Source organism: Neoluteolibacter marinus (genome assembly GCF_014904755.1).
GTDB classification, from domain to species: Bacteria; Verrucomicrobiota; Verrucomicrobiia; order Verrucomicrobiales; family Akkermansiaceae; genus Haloferula; species Haloferula marina.
Genome location: NZ_JACZFQ010000119.1, coordinates 19,080 through 34,729, shown reverse-complemented (window position 1 = coordinate 34,729; position 15,650 = coordinate 19,080). Strand labels below are relative to the sequence as shown.

Annotated in this window: 8 protein-coding genes; 5 read left to right on the top strand and 3 right to left on the bottom strand. The window is 64.6% G+C overall.

Features of this window, described 5'->3' with window-relative positions; all coding sequences use genetic code 11:
- Nucleotides 1-8 precede the first annotated feature (8 nt).
- Genes IG178_RS22650 through IG178_RS22635 form a run of 4 tightly spaced genes read left to right on the top strand, consistent with a single transcriptional unit; the run spans nucleotide 9 to nucleotide 9,733 of the window.
- On the top strand, nucleotides 9-2,588 hold the full coding sequence (locus IG178_RS22650; RefSeq protein WP_193214871.1) for a glycosyltransferase: 2,580 nt from the start codon (nucleotides 9-11) through the stop codon (nucleotides 2,586-2,588).
- Nucleotides 2,585-3,394, top strand: coding sequence for an ABC transporter permease (locus tag IG178_RS22645; protein ID WP_193214870.1), 810 nt, complete (start codon nucleotides 2,585-2,587; stop codon nucleotides 3,392-3,394). The genes IG178_RS22650 and IG178_RS22645 overlap by 4 nt, the downstream gene beginning before the upstream one ends.
- Nucleotides 3,391-4,596: an ATP-binding cassette domain-containing protein gene (locus IG178_RS22640; protein ID WP_193214869.1), complete on the top strand. Its 1,206-nt coding sequence runs from the start codon at nucleotides 3,391-3,393 to the stop codon at nucleotides 4,594-4,596. Before IG178_RS22645 ends, IG178_RS22640 begins: the two co-directional genes overlap by 4 nt.
- Before the next feature lie 58 nt (nucleotides 4,597-4,654).
- On the top strand, nucleotides 4,655-9,733 hold the full coding sequence (locus IG178_RS22635; RefSeq protein ID WP_193214868.1) for a PVC-type heme-binding CxxCH protein: 5,079 nt from the start codon (nucleotides 4,655-4,657) through the stop codon (nucleotides 9,731-9,733).
- A 3-nt stretch (nucleotides 9,734-9,736) separates the two neighbouring features.
- Here the strand turns inward: IG178_RS22635 and IG178_RS22630 are convergent, their stop codons facing one another.
- Together IG178_RS22630 and IG178_RS22625 are read right to left on the bottom strand one after the other, a co-directional pair.
- On the bottom strand, nucleotides 9,737-10,396 hold the full coding sequence (locus tag IG178_RS22630) for a LuxR C-terminal-related transcriptional regulator (RefSeq protein WP_193214867.1): 660 nt from the start codon (nucleotides 10,394-10,396) through the stop codon (nucleotides 9,737-9,739).
- Nucleotides 10,389-12,419, bottom strand: coding sequence for an ATP-binding protein (locus tag IG178_RS22625; protein WP_193214866.1), 2,031 nt, complete (start codon nucleotides 12,417-12,419; stop codon nucleotides 10,389-10,391). The genes IG178_RS22630 and IG178_RS22625 overlap by 8 nt, the downstream gene beginning before the upstream one ends.
- Nucleotides 12,420-12,562: 143 nt before the next feature.
- Between IG178_RS22625 and IG178_RS22620 the strand changes: the two genes are divergently transcribed.
- A complete protein-coding gene (locus IG178_RS22620; protein WP_193214865.1) occupies nucleotides 12,563-13,576 on the top strand; it encodes a DNA polymerase III delta subunit-related protein in 1,014 nt (337 codons plus the stop codon).
- Nucleotides 13,577-13,581: 5 nt separating this feature from the next.
- Here IG178_RS22620 and IG178_RS22615 read toward each other — a convergent pair whose 3' ends face one another.
- On the bottom strand, nucleotides 13,582-15,648 hold the full coding sequence (locus tag IG178_RS22615) for a DUF5722 domain-containing protein (protein ID WP_193214864.1): 2,067 nt from the start codon (nucleotides 15,646-15,648) through the stop codon (nucleotides 13,582-13,584).
- Nucleotides 15,649-15,650 lie beyond the last annotated feature (2 nt).

Sequence of the window (15,650 nt, the reverse complement as noted above, 5' to 3'; positions counted from 1 at the left end):
TTCCCCCCATGTTGCTGCCGATTCTCCCGCTCGACTACGATCTTGCTGCACCCGCTGATATTCCCGCCGGCGACGGTCACCGCGCGGCGAGGGTGCTGGTGCGTTGGCATGGTGTCCCGCTGGTCGTGATCCAGGTTCCGGTGGTCGGCGGGATGGTCCTTTCGCGCGAAGTCGGGCTGCGGGTCATGGCCCGGCACCAGCCGCGCTTGGGCCGGGAATTGGCTCGGCATGCCTTGATGGGGAATGGGATTTCCCGCCCGTTGCGGGTCGGGGCGCATGGCCCCGACCCCGTGGTCAAGGGGCATCCGACCATCTCGGTTGCCGTGTGCACCCGCGACCGTCCCGAAGACATGGCCAAGTGCCTGGCGGCGATCGCCGCGCTGAGGGTGGCGCCGATGGAGGTGATCGTGGTGGACAACGCACCCGCCACCGAAGCGACGGCGGAACTGGTCCGGAACCGTTTCCCCCAGTTCCGCTACATCCGGGAGGAAACACCCGGGCTCGACCACGCTCGGAACCGGGCGATCGCCGAGGCCAGCGGTGAAATCATCGCCTACACCGACGACGACGTGATGGTCGATCCCGGCTGGGTGGAGGCCTTGGGCCGCGTCTTTGCCGAGGATCCGGCGGTGGGTTTGGTGGCGGGCTTGATCGAGCCGGCGGAGCTGGAAACCGATGCGCAGGCGCTCTTCGAACGATACGGCGGCTTCGGGCGGGGCTGTGTCCGCAGTTATCTGCAGTCGAAACCGGGGATCCCGATGACCTGGGACCTGGTGGGCGCGGGTCAGCTCGGGGCCGGTGCCAACATGGCGATCCGCCGCTCGTTGTTCGAGAAGATCGGGCAGTTCGATCCGGCGCTCGACGTGGGCACCCCGACCCTGGGGGGAGGAGATCACGAGATCTTTTTCCGCTGCATCCGGTCGGGGGTGATTTGCCTCTACGAGCCCACCGCGGTGGTGCGGCACCGCCATCGCCGGACCCGTGAGGAGCTATCGAAGCTCCTCTACAGCTATGGCTACGCGACCCGTTGTTTCTTCGAACGGGAGGCGGCCGAATTTCCCGCGGACCGTCCGGCGATCCGCAAGCTCGCCCGGTGGTGGTGGCGCCATTGGGCCTGGGACCGCTGGCGCCGCTCGATGTGGGCCCCGACCTGGTTTCCCCGCGAAATGGTGAACCGCGAGATCCGCGGCTATCGCGACGGCAAGAGCGGCTACCGCAAGGCGCGCAGCAAGATCGTGCCCGATGAATCCCGGCGTCCGGATGCCTTCCAGATTGCTCCGTCGAACGATGGCTCGGGCCTTGCGAAAACCGGGCTCGTCGTGGTCGACATCGACAAGCCGCTCCGGCCGCTGACCGAGGGGCTCGACCGGGATTCGCTGGAAGTCCTGGTCCGTTGGCAAGGCAAGCCCCTCGGGCGCCTTCATCTCCCGTGCAAGCGCACGACGATCGTGCCCTCGAGGCTGGCCGATGAAATCTCCCGCGTTTTCTGGTGGGAAGTGCTGACCTTGGGGGACGAGGATCCGTCGATTTCCTGGTCGCGCCACGTCGCCGATCTCCAGGACCGCTTGAACCCGCATCGCAATGATGCCCTCGAGTTACCCGACTCGGTCGGAGTGAGTCTTATCATCGCGACTTGCGACCGGCCCGCCGACCTGCGGCGTTGTTTGGAATCCATCTTCGCCTTGGAGACCAAGCGGCGTCTCCAGGTCATCGTCGTGGACAACCGGCCCGGCTTGGCGGGGATCCGGGAGGTTCTGGGTGATTTCCCCTCCGTGGAGCTGGTCGAGGAGCCGAAGCCCGGCTCGTCCTATGCCCGCAACGCCGGATGGGCGGCGGCCCGCGAGGAGATCGTGGCCATGACCGACGACGACATGGTGGTGTCGCCGGACTGGCTGGAGCGCTTGCTTGCGCCCTTCGTCCGCGCGGACGTGGCGGCGGTCACCGGCCACACGCTGCCCGCCAGCCTGGAGAACGAGGCTGAGCTGAGATTCGAGGCCTACGGTGGCTTCGGCCGGGGCTACCACGCCCGCGAGTTCGACGAGTACTGGTTCCACCAATGGAAGCGCCGCGCCGTGCCGACCTGGCAATTGGGAGGAACCGGCAACATGGCGTTCCGCCGGGCCCTCTTCGATGATCCGCAGGTGGGGCCCTTCGAGGAATGCCTCGGTTCCGGGGTGCCGGCGGGCGTGGGCGAGGACACGCTGTGGTTCTATCAGGTGCTGCGGGCCGGTCATGTGGTCCTCTACGAGCCGGCGGCGGTGGCGTGGCATCATCACCGGGTCTCGATGGACGGACTTAAACGCCAGCTGGCGGCTTATTCCAGGGGGCATGTGGCGTATCATCTGGTGACCCTGTTGAAATTCCGCGACAAGCGGGCAGTGGTCCGTCTGGCTTATGAGCTTCCGCGCTCGATGATGACGCGGGTTTGGAGCAAGCTGCGGGGTCACTACGACTACCCTTGGAAGCTCCTCGCGATCGAAGGCTGCGGCATGCTGCTGGGGCCGTGGGCGCTGTGGAGGAGCAAACGCCATGTGCGCCGGCACGGTCCCGGCGCGCGACCGGGCATGGATGCAGGAATCTCCCGATGAACGCGCAACCGACCAGCACCGGGCTTCCCGACGCGACCTCAGGCCGTCGCTGGCGGCATGCCTTGGATGTCCTCGCGGTGCTGACGAGCCGGGACCTCAAGGCGCAGTACAAGCGCTCGTTCTTCGGGTTCGGCTGGGCACTTGGTGGACCCCTGCTACAGGTGATCATTTTCTCCACGATCTTCCAGAATGTGCTTGGGTCGCGGACGGAGAACTACGCCTGCTTCGTGTTCATCGGGGTCTTGGTCTGGGGCTGGTTCCAGGGAGCACTCGGCCAAAGCGTGGGACTGATCACCAACAACGCGGCGCTCGCCCGCCAACCGGGATTTCCACTGTCACTGCTGCCCCACGTCACGGTGAGTGTCCGTTTCCTGCACTTCCTGATCGCGGTGCCGCTGTTGTTCGGCTTGTTGTGGTGGAACGGGATCCGGCCGGGCATCGAGTGGGCGGCCTTGCCGTTGCTGATCCTGATTCAGTACCTGCTGACCGTCGGTATCGCCTATCCGCTGGCGTCGCTCAACGTGCTCCATCGCGACACCCAGCACATCGTCGCGGTGCTGTTGCAGCTGCTGATGTTCCTGACGCCGGTATTCTACAACATCCACGTGATTCCGGAGCACCTCCGGCGCTGGTACTACATCAATCCGATGGTCAGCCTCGTGGAGTCGTGGCGACAGGTGCTGCTGGAGGGCCGCTGGCCGGACTTCGGGACCCTGGCGATCCTGACCGCGGTCGGGGGATTGCTGATCGTCGCCGGCCGCCGGCTCTTCATCGCCCAGAGTCATCGCTTCGTGGAGGAAATGTGAACGACTTCCGGATCATCGCCGAAGCTGTCAGCAAGCGGTACTGCCACCGCCCGGCGGGACTTGTGTCGCGATTCGGGAAGCGTTCCCGTCAAGAGGCGCCGTGGGCGCTGCATGAGGTTTCGTTTTCCGTCGGGCCGGGTGACATGCTCGGGGTGGTGGGTGCCAACGGGGCGGGGAAATCCACGTTGTTGCGCTTGCTCGGCGGGGTCGGGCGACCGACTTCGGGACAGATCCGGACCCAGGGCCGGATCGGTGCCTTGCTCGATCTGGGCGGCGGCTTTCTCGGCGACCTGACCGGCCGGGAGAACGCGATGCTTGCCGGCGTCGTTGCCGGCTTGCTGAGGAGCGAGATGAAGGCGCGCATGGACGAGATCGTGGCATTCGCCGAGCTCGAGGACTTCATCGACGAGCCGGTCCGCACTTTCAGCACCGGGATGAGGATGAGGCTGGCGTTTTCCGTCGCCGTTCACACCGCTCCCGAAATCCTGCTGGTCGATGAATACCTGTCGGTCGGCGATCTTGCGTTCCAAGCGAAGTGCAGCCGCCGAATTGCCGAACTTCGCGGCGAAGGCTGTGCCATCGTGATGGTGTCCCACGGCATGGACCAGGTGCGGAAGCTCTGCGACCGCGCCCTGTGGCTGAAGCACGGGGAGGTGGCGGCCTTCGGGGCCGCCGACGCCGTGGCCGGCTTGTTCGAAACCGAAATGAAAGCCGAGACGCTGCGCCGCACGCCCGATGTCGCGCGCCGGCGGATCGGCGATGGGCCCGAGCTGGTGGCGCGGGTGAACCGCTTCGGGACCTTCGAGATCGAGATCGACACGGTGGAACTGCAACCGGGCGGGGGCATCCGTTCGGGTGGTCCGCTGGCGGTGACGCTCGGATACCATTCGTCCACCCCCGTCGCGGGCGCGGTCTTCGTGGTGTCGATCACCCGTGAAGACGGGACGGTTTGCGTCGACACCAACACCCAGCTCGCCCGGGTCGAGGTCCCGGAGATCGACGGGAAGGGCAGCATCCGCTTCACCCTCGACCGCCTGGATCTCGGGGCCGGGGCGTATTTCCTGGATGTCGGGGTGTTCGAGTCCACCTGGAAGCACGCCTACGACTATCACTGGCACGCCCATCCGTTCACAGTCGACGGAGGGGCCGGCCACAAGGGCCTGCTGGCGCCTCCGGGGGAGTGGCGGATCGGTCCGGGATGAAAGCCGTCGCAAGGTCGAGCCGGGAGCCGACGTTGAATGGGATTCAAACCCAACGACCATGCGCCTCCTTCACGATCTTCTCCTGGCCGCAGCTTTCCTCGGGTCACTGGCCGCAGCGGAACCCAAGCGGATCCTCTTCCTGGCGGGCAGCAACAGCCATGCCTGGGGCCAGCACAAGCACATCGCGGGCTCGCAGTTGCTCTGCGATGCCTTGAACGAGGGCTCACTGGCCACCGCCGAAGTGACCACCGGCTGGCCGGATGCTGCCACGCTCGGGAAGGTGGATGCGCTGGTAATCTATGCCGACGGCTGGCACGCCCATCCGGCGAACGACAAGCTCGGGGAGCTGGAAGCATTCATGAACGCAGGCAAGGGACTGGTAGCCTTGCATTGGGCGACCGGGATCCAGGCGGCCGATCCGGAAAGCAAGGAGCAAGGTGAGGATCCCCGGCGCGCGAAGTGGCGGGCCCTGATGGGGGCGGATTTCGAGGCCTACCATTCGATCAGCAATTTCTGGAAGGCCGGCTTCGACGGGAAGTCCGGCCATCCGGTGATGCGCGGGGTGAAGCCGTTTTCGCTCTACGACGAGTGCTACTTCCACCTGCGGGAATGTGATCACGGGGCGGTGAATCCCTTGTGGCGGACCCTGCCACCGGTGGAGACCATCGAAGGCGGGCTGTCCCCGTATCGTGGCAACGACAAGGCACGGGCGTCGTTGGCCGAACGCAAGGAGACCCAGTATGTCGCCTGGACCTATCCGCGCAAAGAAGGTGGACGGGCGTTTGGGTTCACCGGCGGTCACTTCCATTGGAGCTGGGCCCAGGACGAGGTCCGCAAGATGGTGCTCAACGGGATCCTCTGGAGCGCCGGTGGCGAGGTCCCGGCGGTAGGGGTCGGTTCCAAGACCCCGGATGCCGCGAGGATGCTGGCGGGCTTGCCGGACAAGAACCCGGGGTGGTCCGAAGCGGCTTTGCAGGCCGCCCTCGACAAGGCGGCTGGCGGCGAGGTGGTGCCGTGGCTGGAGTTCACCGACACGCCATTGCCGGCGCCGCCGGTTTCGCTGTTCGACGGCAAGTCGCTCGACGGCTGGCAGGTGCTTCCGGGCGACGAGAAGTGGTGGCGGGTGGAGGATGGCACGATCACCGGTGGCTCGCTTGAGACCGAGGTGCCCCACAACACCTTCCTCGCGACGGCCAAACGCTACGCGAACTTCGAGCTGCAGCTGAAGGTCCGTCTGGTGAATGGCAGCGGATTCGTCAATTCGGGCATCCAGATCCGCAGCATCCGGGTGCCGGACAGCGCGGAGATGAGCGGCTACCAGGTGGACGCCGGCCCCGGGTGGTGGGGGAAGTTGTACGATGAGTCACGTAGAAACAAGGTGGTCGGGGAACCCGTCGACGCGGCGGCGATCAGGGCGGAGGATTTCGGATGGAACGATTACCGGATCTTGTGCGAGGGGCGGCGGATCCGGACCTGGATCAATGGTGTCGCGGCGCTGGATTACACCGAAGCCAACACGTCGATCCCGCAGGACGGCTTGATCGGACTGCAAGCCCACTCGGGGGGCAAAATGCTGGCCCGTTTCAAGGACATCCAGATCAGGGAGCTGCCGGCCACGGAGGGGATTCCCCTCTGGGAAGATGCCTCCGCACGTTCGCCGGAGAGGGAAATGGCGGCTTTCCAGGTGCCGGACGGGTTCGAGGTGGAGCTGGTCGCCTCGGAAAAGGAAGGGGTCGGCAAGCCGGTGACCATGGCTTGGGATCACGCGGGCCGGATGTGGACGATGACCGCCTTGGAATATCCGGTGGACGCAAACGAGAACCAAGCGCAGGCGGAAGCCTTGTATGCGCGGGGTGGGAAGGACCGGGTGCTGGTGTTCGATGAACCCTGGAAACCCGGCCCGCAGGTGCCCCGGGTCTTCGCGGAGGGTTTGGCGATCCCCCTCGGGATGATGCCGTGGAAGGGCGGGGCGCTGGTTCAGCACGGCCACGAAATCCGTTACTACGAAGACCTCGACAAGGACGGTGCCGCGGACCGCCATCGCCTCGTGCTCGAAGGCTTCGGGATCCAGGATTCCCATCTGTTTCCACACCAGTTCGAGCGTTCGCCGGGGGGCTGGTTCTACCTCGCGCAAGGGCTTTTCAACCACTCGAAGGTCGTGCGGCCGGATGGCAGGCCGTTTTCAAGCGGCGCGGCGGCGGTGGACTTCAACCAGTGCAAGCTCGCCCGCGCGAAGCTGGACGGATCGGACTTCGAACTCCTCACCGCGGGCCCTAACAATATCTGGGGACTGGCGGTGGCAAGGGATGGCCGCGAGTTCCTGCAGGAGGCCAACGACCTCGGCCATCCCGTTTCGGAGTTTGTTGCCGGCACCCACTATCCGACCGGCTCGAGCGAGAAGCTTCGTTCCTACGCACCGCAGTTGCCGGCGTCGACTCCCGGCCAGCCGATGGGCGGCACGGGGTTGAGCGGTCTGGCGCTGGCGGATGAAGGTGCCTTCTCCGCAGCTTGGCCGGACCGCAAGGTGTTCTACGTCGCCAACCCCATCACCAACCGCATCCAGATTGTGACGCTGGAGAACGGCGACTATCAGAAGCAAGCCGACTTCCTGGTTTCGGGGGACGACTGGTTCCGGCCGGTCGCCATCCACTTCGGACCGGACGGCTGCCTCTACATCGCGGATTGGTACAACAAGGTCATTTCCCACAACGAGGTGCCGCGGAACCATCCCGATCGCGACAAGACCCGCGGCCGGATCTGGCGGATCAAGCCGAAGGGCTGGCAAGCGGTGGCGACGGTTGATCTCACGACGCTGGAGCCGGCCGACTTGCTCGGGCGCCTCGGCGACCAGAACGCGCGTGTCGGGAGGATGGCGTGGCAGGAGATCGCGGACCGCGGCGACAAGTCGATGGTGCCGGCGCTTCGCGAGATCGCGGTGACCGCAACGGAACCGTCGCCGCGACGGCTCGGCGCGCTCTGGGCGTTGCGGGAAATGGGAGAAGTCCCCGCGGATTGGGTGCTTCGGCTTGCCTCGGACCGGAACGCGGACATCCGGCGGGAAGCGGTCGAGTGTTGGGGCGACATTGCCGTGATGGAAGCGGACTTTGTCGCGGTGGCCGGGGAACTCGGGGATGAACCGGATTTCCAGGTGTGTTGCGAACTCGCGAATGCGCTTCGGCGGCAAAAGGTCGCCACGGCGGCGATGACAGCAGCGCTGGTCCGCTTCACTCCGCCGCCATCCGCGGACAAGGACCGGGGCGGCTACGAAGCGTCCTTTCTGCGCTACTTGATCCGCTGGGCCCTGGAGGTTCATCCGCAGGCCACGCGCGGGATGATGGCCGGATCGCTGGAGGAACGCCTGTTGGCATGCCTTGCGTTGCCTCCGGAAGAAGGAGCCCGTGGATTGCTGGAAGCGTTGCCGGGCTTGGCGCGGCCGCTGACCGCCGAGGAAGTTGCCTTGCTGGGAGGCCAGCTGGCACAGCCCGCGGTGGCGGCGGTCTTCGGCGACTTGCTGGACGACGCTGCCACCCGCGAGCAGGTGCTGAAGGCGCTGCTTCAGCTCGACCCCGGTTCGGCGAACAATCCCGTGCTGCGCGCGGCGGTTGCCCGGGCAACGGCTTCCCTGCTGGCCGATCCGGAAGCGTTGAGTTTGGTGACGGATCTTGCCCGCCGGTTCCGGCTCGGGGAGATCGCACCGCAGTTGATAGAGAAGGCGAGGTCGACAGGCGATCCGGCGATTCTTGCCGGTCTGCTTCGGACCTTGAATGAAGTCCAGGCTGCCGACCCCAAGCTGGCGTCTGCCCATCTCGACAGTCCCGACGAAAGGGTCGCGAGGGAGGCGATCATCGGATACGCCTCGGCGGGTGGGATGGATGCGGCGGGCGACTTGGCACGGCGCTGGCCGGAATTGCCGGGTGCGATGCGCCAGTTCGTGATCGGCGGGATGCTGGCAAACCCGGAGTCCGCGGCGGAGTTCGCGCGGCGGATTTCCGAGGGCGAGTTCGCCGGGATCGACCCGTCGGCTCTCGAAAAGCTGGCGGTGGTGCTGGGGACGGATCATCCGGCATTCCGGGATATCCTTTCCCGGGTGGATGGACTGCTGGCGCCGGTGATCCGATTCACCGAGTCAAACGGCGGAGGGATTCCGGTCGACCTGACCCTGGATGGCCCTTTCACCATCGAGACCTGGATCAAACTCGACGCGGGCATCGACAATCGGGACGGCCTGCTGTTTAGCGGGGGCAACGGCGCGGACATCAATTTTTACGATCGCCGTCTCCGGCTCTACGATGGCGCCCGCGATGTCGTGATCGCCGACCGTCCCGTAGAGTCCGACCGCTGGGTCCATTGTGCGGTGACGCGTGATCCCGCGGGGAAGGTTGCCCTGTTCCTCGACGGGGAGGCGGTGGGTGAGTCGTCGGTGGCCTTCATGGCTCCGCTCGGTCCCTTGGTGTTGGGCCGGGCAAACCGGGATGGGGGAACCTCCGGTCGCGTTCTCGGATTCCGGATCTGGAACGAGGCGCGTGGAGCGGAGCAGGTTCGCGATTCGTATCGGACGCGATTCCCGTCGGCCGAAGGGGTGCCCGGACTCAGCTGGCTACTCGCCGATGTGCCCGCGGATAAAGGGATGGTGATCGAGTGGACCGCCGATTTCCCCGAACTGTTGACGCCCGGCGAGGCGCAGGCGGAAGCGGCGAAGTTCGATCGGTTCCGTGCAATGGCGGTGAAGCCGGGAGATCCGGCGGCGGGTGCGGCCTTGTTCCAGGCGACCTGCATGATTTGCCACCCCGTCCGGGGGGAGGGCGTGATGATCGGGCCGGAACTTGGCGGGGCCGGGGCGATGGGGGTGGAGAGCCTGCTGCGGAACATCCTGACGCCGAACGCCAAGCTCGAGAGCGGCTACTATCGCCATGACGTCGCGTTGCGGGACGGCGGTTTTGTCAGCGGCTTTCTTGCCGCCGAAAGTGCATCGACACTGGTTCTCAGGCCGTTGGGCTCGGACGAGCGCTCCATCCCGAAGGCTGAGGTGAAGTCCCACGTCGTGTCGAAGCGATCGTTGATGCCCGAGGGCTTGCTCGAAGGATTCAGGGAACAGCAGGTGGCGGATCTGTTCTCCTACCTGATGACGCTGAAGTAGTGGTCAGACCAATCCCTTGCGGAGGGCTTTCGACACGGCTTCGGTCTGGGAGCGGACGTGCAGCTTGCGGTAGACGGCGCGCAGGTGCATGTCGACCGTGTGCTGGGAGATGTCGAGCTGGTCGGCGATCTCCTTCTTGGTGAAGCCCTTGACCAAAGCGAGAAGCACTTCTTCTTCGCGGGAGGTGAGCGGCTCCGTTTCCTCAACCGGACCGTGCTTGGCGAAGCCTTCCAGGATCATGCTGGCGATCGGGCTGCTGAGAGCGGCGGTTCCCTTCATGACGTCGCGGATGCCGGAGAGGATGTCGTCGGGGTCGGCGGTCTTCAGCAGGTACCCGGAAGCCCCGTTGCAGATGGCGCGGTAAACCCGTTCGCGGTCGTCGAAGGAGGTGAGGATGACGATCCGCTGGTCCGGCACCTTGGCCTTCACCTCGCGCAGGACCTGGAGGCCGTCCTTACCGGGTAGTCCGAGGTCGAGCATCAGCAGGTCAGGCGGGGAGGCGCAGTAGTTCAGCTCGGCGAACAGGTCGTCCGGGTGGTTGAAGGCTTTCTCGCAAGCGAGATCGTCCTCACCGGCGATGAGCCGGCTGATTTGTTTGGCGAAGTTGGCGTGGTCTTCGCAGATCCAGATGCGGATCGGGGCGGTGTTTTTGGAGTCACTCATGGGATGCTTTCTTGTTGGCCATCAGGCTGGCGCGTTTCACGGAGAGGCGCAGGGTGGTTCCTTCGCCGGGAGAGGATTCGACATGGAGGGTACCATCGAGCACCCGGGCGCGGTCGCTGAGTTTCTTCACGGCGGCGAGCTGGTCGCCGTCGACCTTGGGGAGGCCGACCCCGTTGTCCGCCACTTCCATGACCAGCCGATCACGGGCGTCATAGAAGCGGATGGTGACGGTGGTTGCCTGGGAATGCTTGACGATGTTGTGAAGCGCTTCCTTGTAGAACAGGAAAAGGTGGCGCTTGGAGTCGAGCGTGAGCTTGGCGGTGGTCTTCGACGAGCGGCAGACGAGCGAGTAGTCGATTTCCCGCAGCAGGCGCCCTGCACTGTCCCGCATCCGCTGGACGAGATCGCCGATGGTGTCCTGCCGGCGTTCGAGCAGCCAGACGATGTCGCGCATGGCCAGCGAGCTTTCCCGGGCGATCAGCTCCATTTCGCCGAGGTCGGTGGCGATTTCATCCGGCCCCTTGAGGCGTTCGAGGTCGCGTTTAGCGGAGCGGGCGATGAGAGAAATGCTGCCGAGGTTGCTGCCGATGTCATCGTGCAGGTCGGAGGCGATGCGCTTGCGGAGCTTGTCGAGCTGGGTACGGGAAATGAGGCGTCGCCTTTCGACAATGGCCACCGGGATGAGGAAGGTCAGGCCCAGGGCAATGGCCGCACCCCAAGCCGTATTGAGCTCGCTTTCGGCGGCCATCTTGGAGCCGACATCCTTGAGCCGGTCCATCTCCACCTGTACCTGGCTGCGCTCGACCAGCTGGGTGACCCAGGAGTGGATGGGAATGATCTGCTTGCTGCCGCCGAAGCCATCGGTGAGCTCCTGAATCGGGTGGTCCAGTTCGCCATTGCGAACGGTCACGGGGATACCGGCGGCGAGGTTCACGTTGTTTGACCAGATCTCGATCTCACCAAGCGCTTGCAAGTGGCGCGTGCCGAGTTGCCAGGCCTTTTCGGAGAGAATCCGGAGGTAGCGGCCGTTTCCCGGGTGGCTGATCGGGAAGACCACGGGAGTCGTCAGGTCGACGGGCAGCTCCTTAGCCCCTTGCGTGGCGATGCAGGTGGCATTGCTGAAATCCGGACAATCCGACAACTCGATCTTCAGCCTCGGTGGCACCACACCGGGACCGGAGAGTTCCGGCAATGCGTAGGGGAACAGGATGACGCGATCGATCGAACTTTCCTTCTGCAGGTCGATTTGCCATTCAACCTGCTGGTTGACCTCCGGCACTTCCAGGCAGTCGCCACGGGAAAGGGTCCAGATCCCGCCCTCCCAGAGACCGAGCGGAGTACGGCCATCAACGAGGTACCTGGGTTCCCACATTCCGGGGATGTCCACCGAGTCGCCGGCGGTCACCATGGCACCCAGCGAGACCGGTTGGCGTTCGGAGAATACGAAGATCTCTGCAAGCGCGCTGACTTCCTTCATTCCCCGATGATGGCCGTCGTCGATGGTGAGGCGGACATGGCGGGCACCGAAACCATCGCCGTTGATACGGATCGGATAACCGTCCGGTGATGGCTGGGAACGGCTGCCACTGGTGTAGATGAGGCGGCTATCCGAGAAGTCCGCGCAACAGGCAGCCTCGACCGTGAAACGGCGTGGAAAGAGATCGGAGGAATCGCCGGCCTGACGCTGGGCCGGGATAAGGAAGATCTCGCTCAACGGAACCTCAGTGCCGAGATCGAGGGAAACCCATGGCGCGGGTCCGCTTTCGTCAAGTTTGCCGCAGCGCCATCCGACTTGCTCCTTGAGCGGCTTCACATCGAAGGCCGCGAGATAGTCCAAGCGGTTTTGCAGCCAGAGGATGCGATCCTCGACGACAACCAGCTTGCGATTGAATAACCTTGCGACACGACCGATCGGATTCGCTGACCTCGCGGCGGGTGCGGCAGTGAGGACATCGGGGAAGAGGAGCGAAAGGAGGGTCAGTGCAACGCAGAGGCCGGGAAGCCTCATGTGTTGGGATTTCATGATTTAAGGGCGACAGCGGGGAAGTCCTTAATAAATTTTAAATATTAGGGCAAACTTTTAATATTCCGTCAAAATCGGTCACGGAAGGTTTCGGAATTTTGAATTTGGTGTCCGTCCCCGGCTGCGGCCAGCATGTGGCCACGATGGCATTTGCGCCCGACCAAGCATTCGAACTGGTGAAGTCCGCCCACGAGCGTGGTCGGTTGGCCCATGCGTTTTTGATCAGCGGTCCCCGGGGCTGCGGGAAGGAGCGGCTGGCGGCACGGATCGTGAAGCTTCTCGAATCCGGGCCCGGTGAGGGAGGAGGCTTCGATTTGTTCGGTGAGCCGGTGGTCGAAGAAGTGCCACCTCTGGATGAGATGGCCGGCGAGTGGGTGAAAGTGGTCCGGCCCCAGTCGAAGTCGCGGCGGATCGTGGTCGATGCCATCCGCGAACTGGAGAAGGGGCTATATATTTCGTCAGGACCGAGGACTTGGAAGATCGGGGTGATCTGCGACGCCGACCGGATGGCTGCCGCTGCGGAGAACGCCTTTCTAAAGACGCTCGAGGAACCGCCGCCGAGGACCTTGCTGGTGCTGTTGACGGCGAACCCGGGCGGGCTTTTGCCGACGGTGTTGTCGCGCTGCGTAAGGCTGCCGCTGCTGGGAAAACCGGATCTCACGGAGGGCGGCGGCGGCGAGTTGCTCGCCGCCCTGGATCAGGCGGCGCGGGCGGGATTCGGCTCGGCGAGCGTCGCCTTGACCTTGAAATCGGTCTTCGCGTCGATCCTCGAGAACCGCAAGGCCGAGGCGGTCGAGGCATCGAATGCCTTGTTGAAAGAGGAGGAGAAGGCCCTCAACAAGGGGTTCGAGGGGGACTGGCTGAAGCGCCGGGAAGATGAACTCAAGGCGACCGCGGAGTCGGAATACATCGAGGGCCGGGCTCGCTTGTTCGATGTCCTGCAGGAGTGGATGGCCGATGTGTTGCGCTGCAAGACGGGGGCCGGCGGGCTGGAGTTCCCGGACTCGAGCGAGGGGATCAAGGCCTTGGCCGACAAGGAGGACCTGTCGCGTTTGATCCGCCGGATGGACGCGATCGGAGAACTCCGCTCGAACCTCGATACCAACGCCCAGGAGCAGCTCGCGTTGGAGGTTGGATTCCTGGATGCCTTCGCCTGAAGCTGTCAGCGGATCGGGTCGCGGTGGATGACCTCATCCCATGACGAGATCCCGATGACCGGCAGGTAGGGCGCGCAGGCCTCGTCCTCGCGGGGAGTCGCCAGGTCACGATAAAGGAACCAGATCGGTTTCTTGCCGAGAGGATCCCCCGGCTCGTCGGGAAATTTCCGCAGACCGATCCTGAGTCCGCCTTCGCCGCGGTTATCGATCCAGTTGTGGTATTGCCACGATTCGACCGACGACAGTGCTTCGATCTTCTTCCAGGCGAGGGCCATCCCGGCGGCCTGGTCGGCAAGTTCCTTCTCCGAATAGTCCTCCGAGTTGAAGCCATTTTCCGAAAGGTGCACCGGCCGGACCTGGCCCTTGTAACGCAGGGCCGGTTGTTTCATGTAAGCATCAAGGACCTCAAGGTTCTTCGGGGTGACCTTGTGGCTGTCCAGACTGTAGGTGGCCTGGTCGTCTTCCCAAGCCCGCGGATTGAAAAGATTCTGCGGGTAAGGGTGGTAGGCGAGGGCCCACGCGAAGTCGCCTTCGGCGCGGGTATACTCCTGCAGCATCGAGAGCATCCGCCGCGACCCATACCAGTGCTCCGCCCCGTGATGACCCCAATGGTGCGTGAGGCTGATGAACGGCCGGCTGTTCGGATCATACTGGCGGGCGATGAGGTCCATCAGCCGCATCGAGCGCTGATAGAGATCCATGTAGACGATCCCTGGTTTGTCGCCCGCGTTGGTCCATACCCAGCCGGCATCAACCTCGTTGTGCATGATCCAATGATGGACGCGGCCATACTTGCCGTCGGGACGCGACCAGCGTTCCGCCATCAGGTTGAGGATGGCTCCGTAGAGGTCGATCCCCTCGGGCGAGGTCACGTTGGGCATGGCGAAGATGCCGTCGGGAGTGGCGTCGGGGTTACCCAGGAGTTTGACCAGGGGACTGCCGTCCTTGGCAGGATTCGCGACGAGAAGGATGGCTGAAACCATGACGCCGTGTTTCTGCGCCTCGCGGAAGGTGGCATCGAAACCGGCGAGGGCATCTTTTCTCGCGTGGTAGGTGCGGCCTTGCCATTCAAATGGTTCGGTGTCCGGTCCGGGCGTGAGCGAGACCAAGCTGTGGATCATCACGTTCACCGTGACCGCGGTGATTCCAAGTTCGTCGAGTTCGTCCGGAAGCAGGCCGAGATGCCAGCCGCCGAGCCCTTTCTTGTTCTTCGGCCGGGCCGGCGCGAGATCCGGCGCCCGGCACTCGACGGCATCCGCGTAGCGAGCGTGGGAGAGCGCTTCGTGCCGCCCTCCGTTCAACCGGATCAACTGCCAGCGCGAAGTGAGGCGGTCATACTGCCTTCCGTCGCGCTGGCGGTGGCGCGGGACTTCGAGATGGAACGGCCCGCCGGACCCAACGGGAACGAGCGACTCCCAGCTCCGGGGATCGTCGAGCAACAGATCCATCGGAATGTCCGCGAGGAAGAGGTCGCCGGATTCGCCGGGGGTATCGCCTTCAATGCGAACCTTGTCTTTCCCCACCGACACCGAGGTGATCGCGGCGGGGAAGTTGCGGCCGAGGTAGGTGTCCAGCGCATCCTTGTCCGCGGAAGCGCCCGGCTTTGCGGCGATCGGATCGAACTCGCCGGGTCGTTCTGCCCGTAGTCGGGCATTGCGGATTTGCAGGACGCCTCCTTCGGGAAGCGGAAAGTCGAGGCGCAGTCTGCTCCAGCCGTCCGGCAGTGGATCGCCAGGCGGGGCGATGCGGGCGGCGTAGCCACTCCAGGTTTCGCTGTGACCGAGTGCCGAAAGATGGCGTGCGGTCTTGGCTTCGAAGGGTGGTCCCGGCAGTGCGGCATAGGACGGGACGCCGCCGGCGCAGAAATACTCGAAGTCGAGGACGAGATCGGCGGCTTCCGGTTTGGCGACGGGTGTCGCGAGGACAGGGCCGGCGCCGCGAATCTCCACCGTGCCCGGCGAGGTTTCCTGGAACAGGGGGGATGGCCCGTTGAAGCGTTCGAGTTTCAGGGGCACTTCGGCCCAGACCGCTGCCACCAGACATGGGAGCAGGAAAAGGAAGATGCGGGACATGG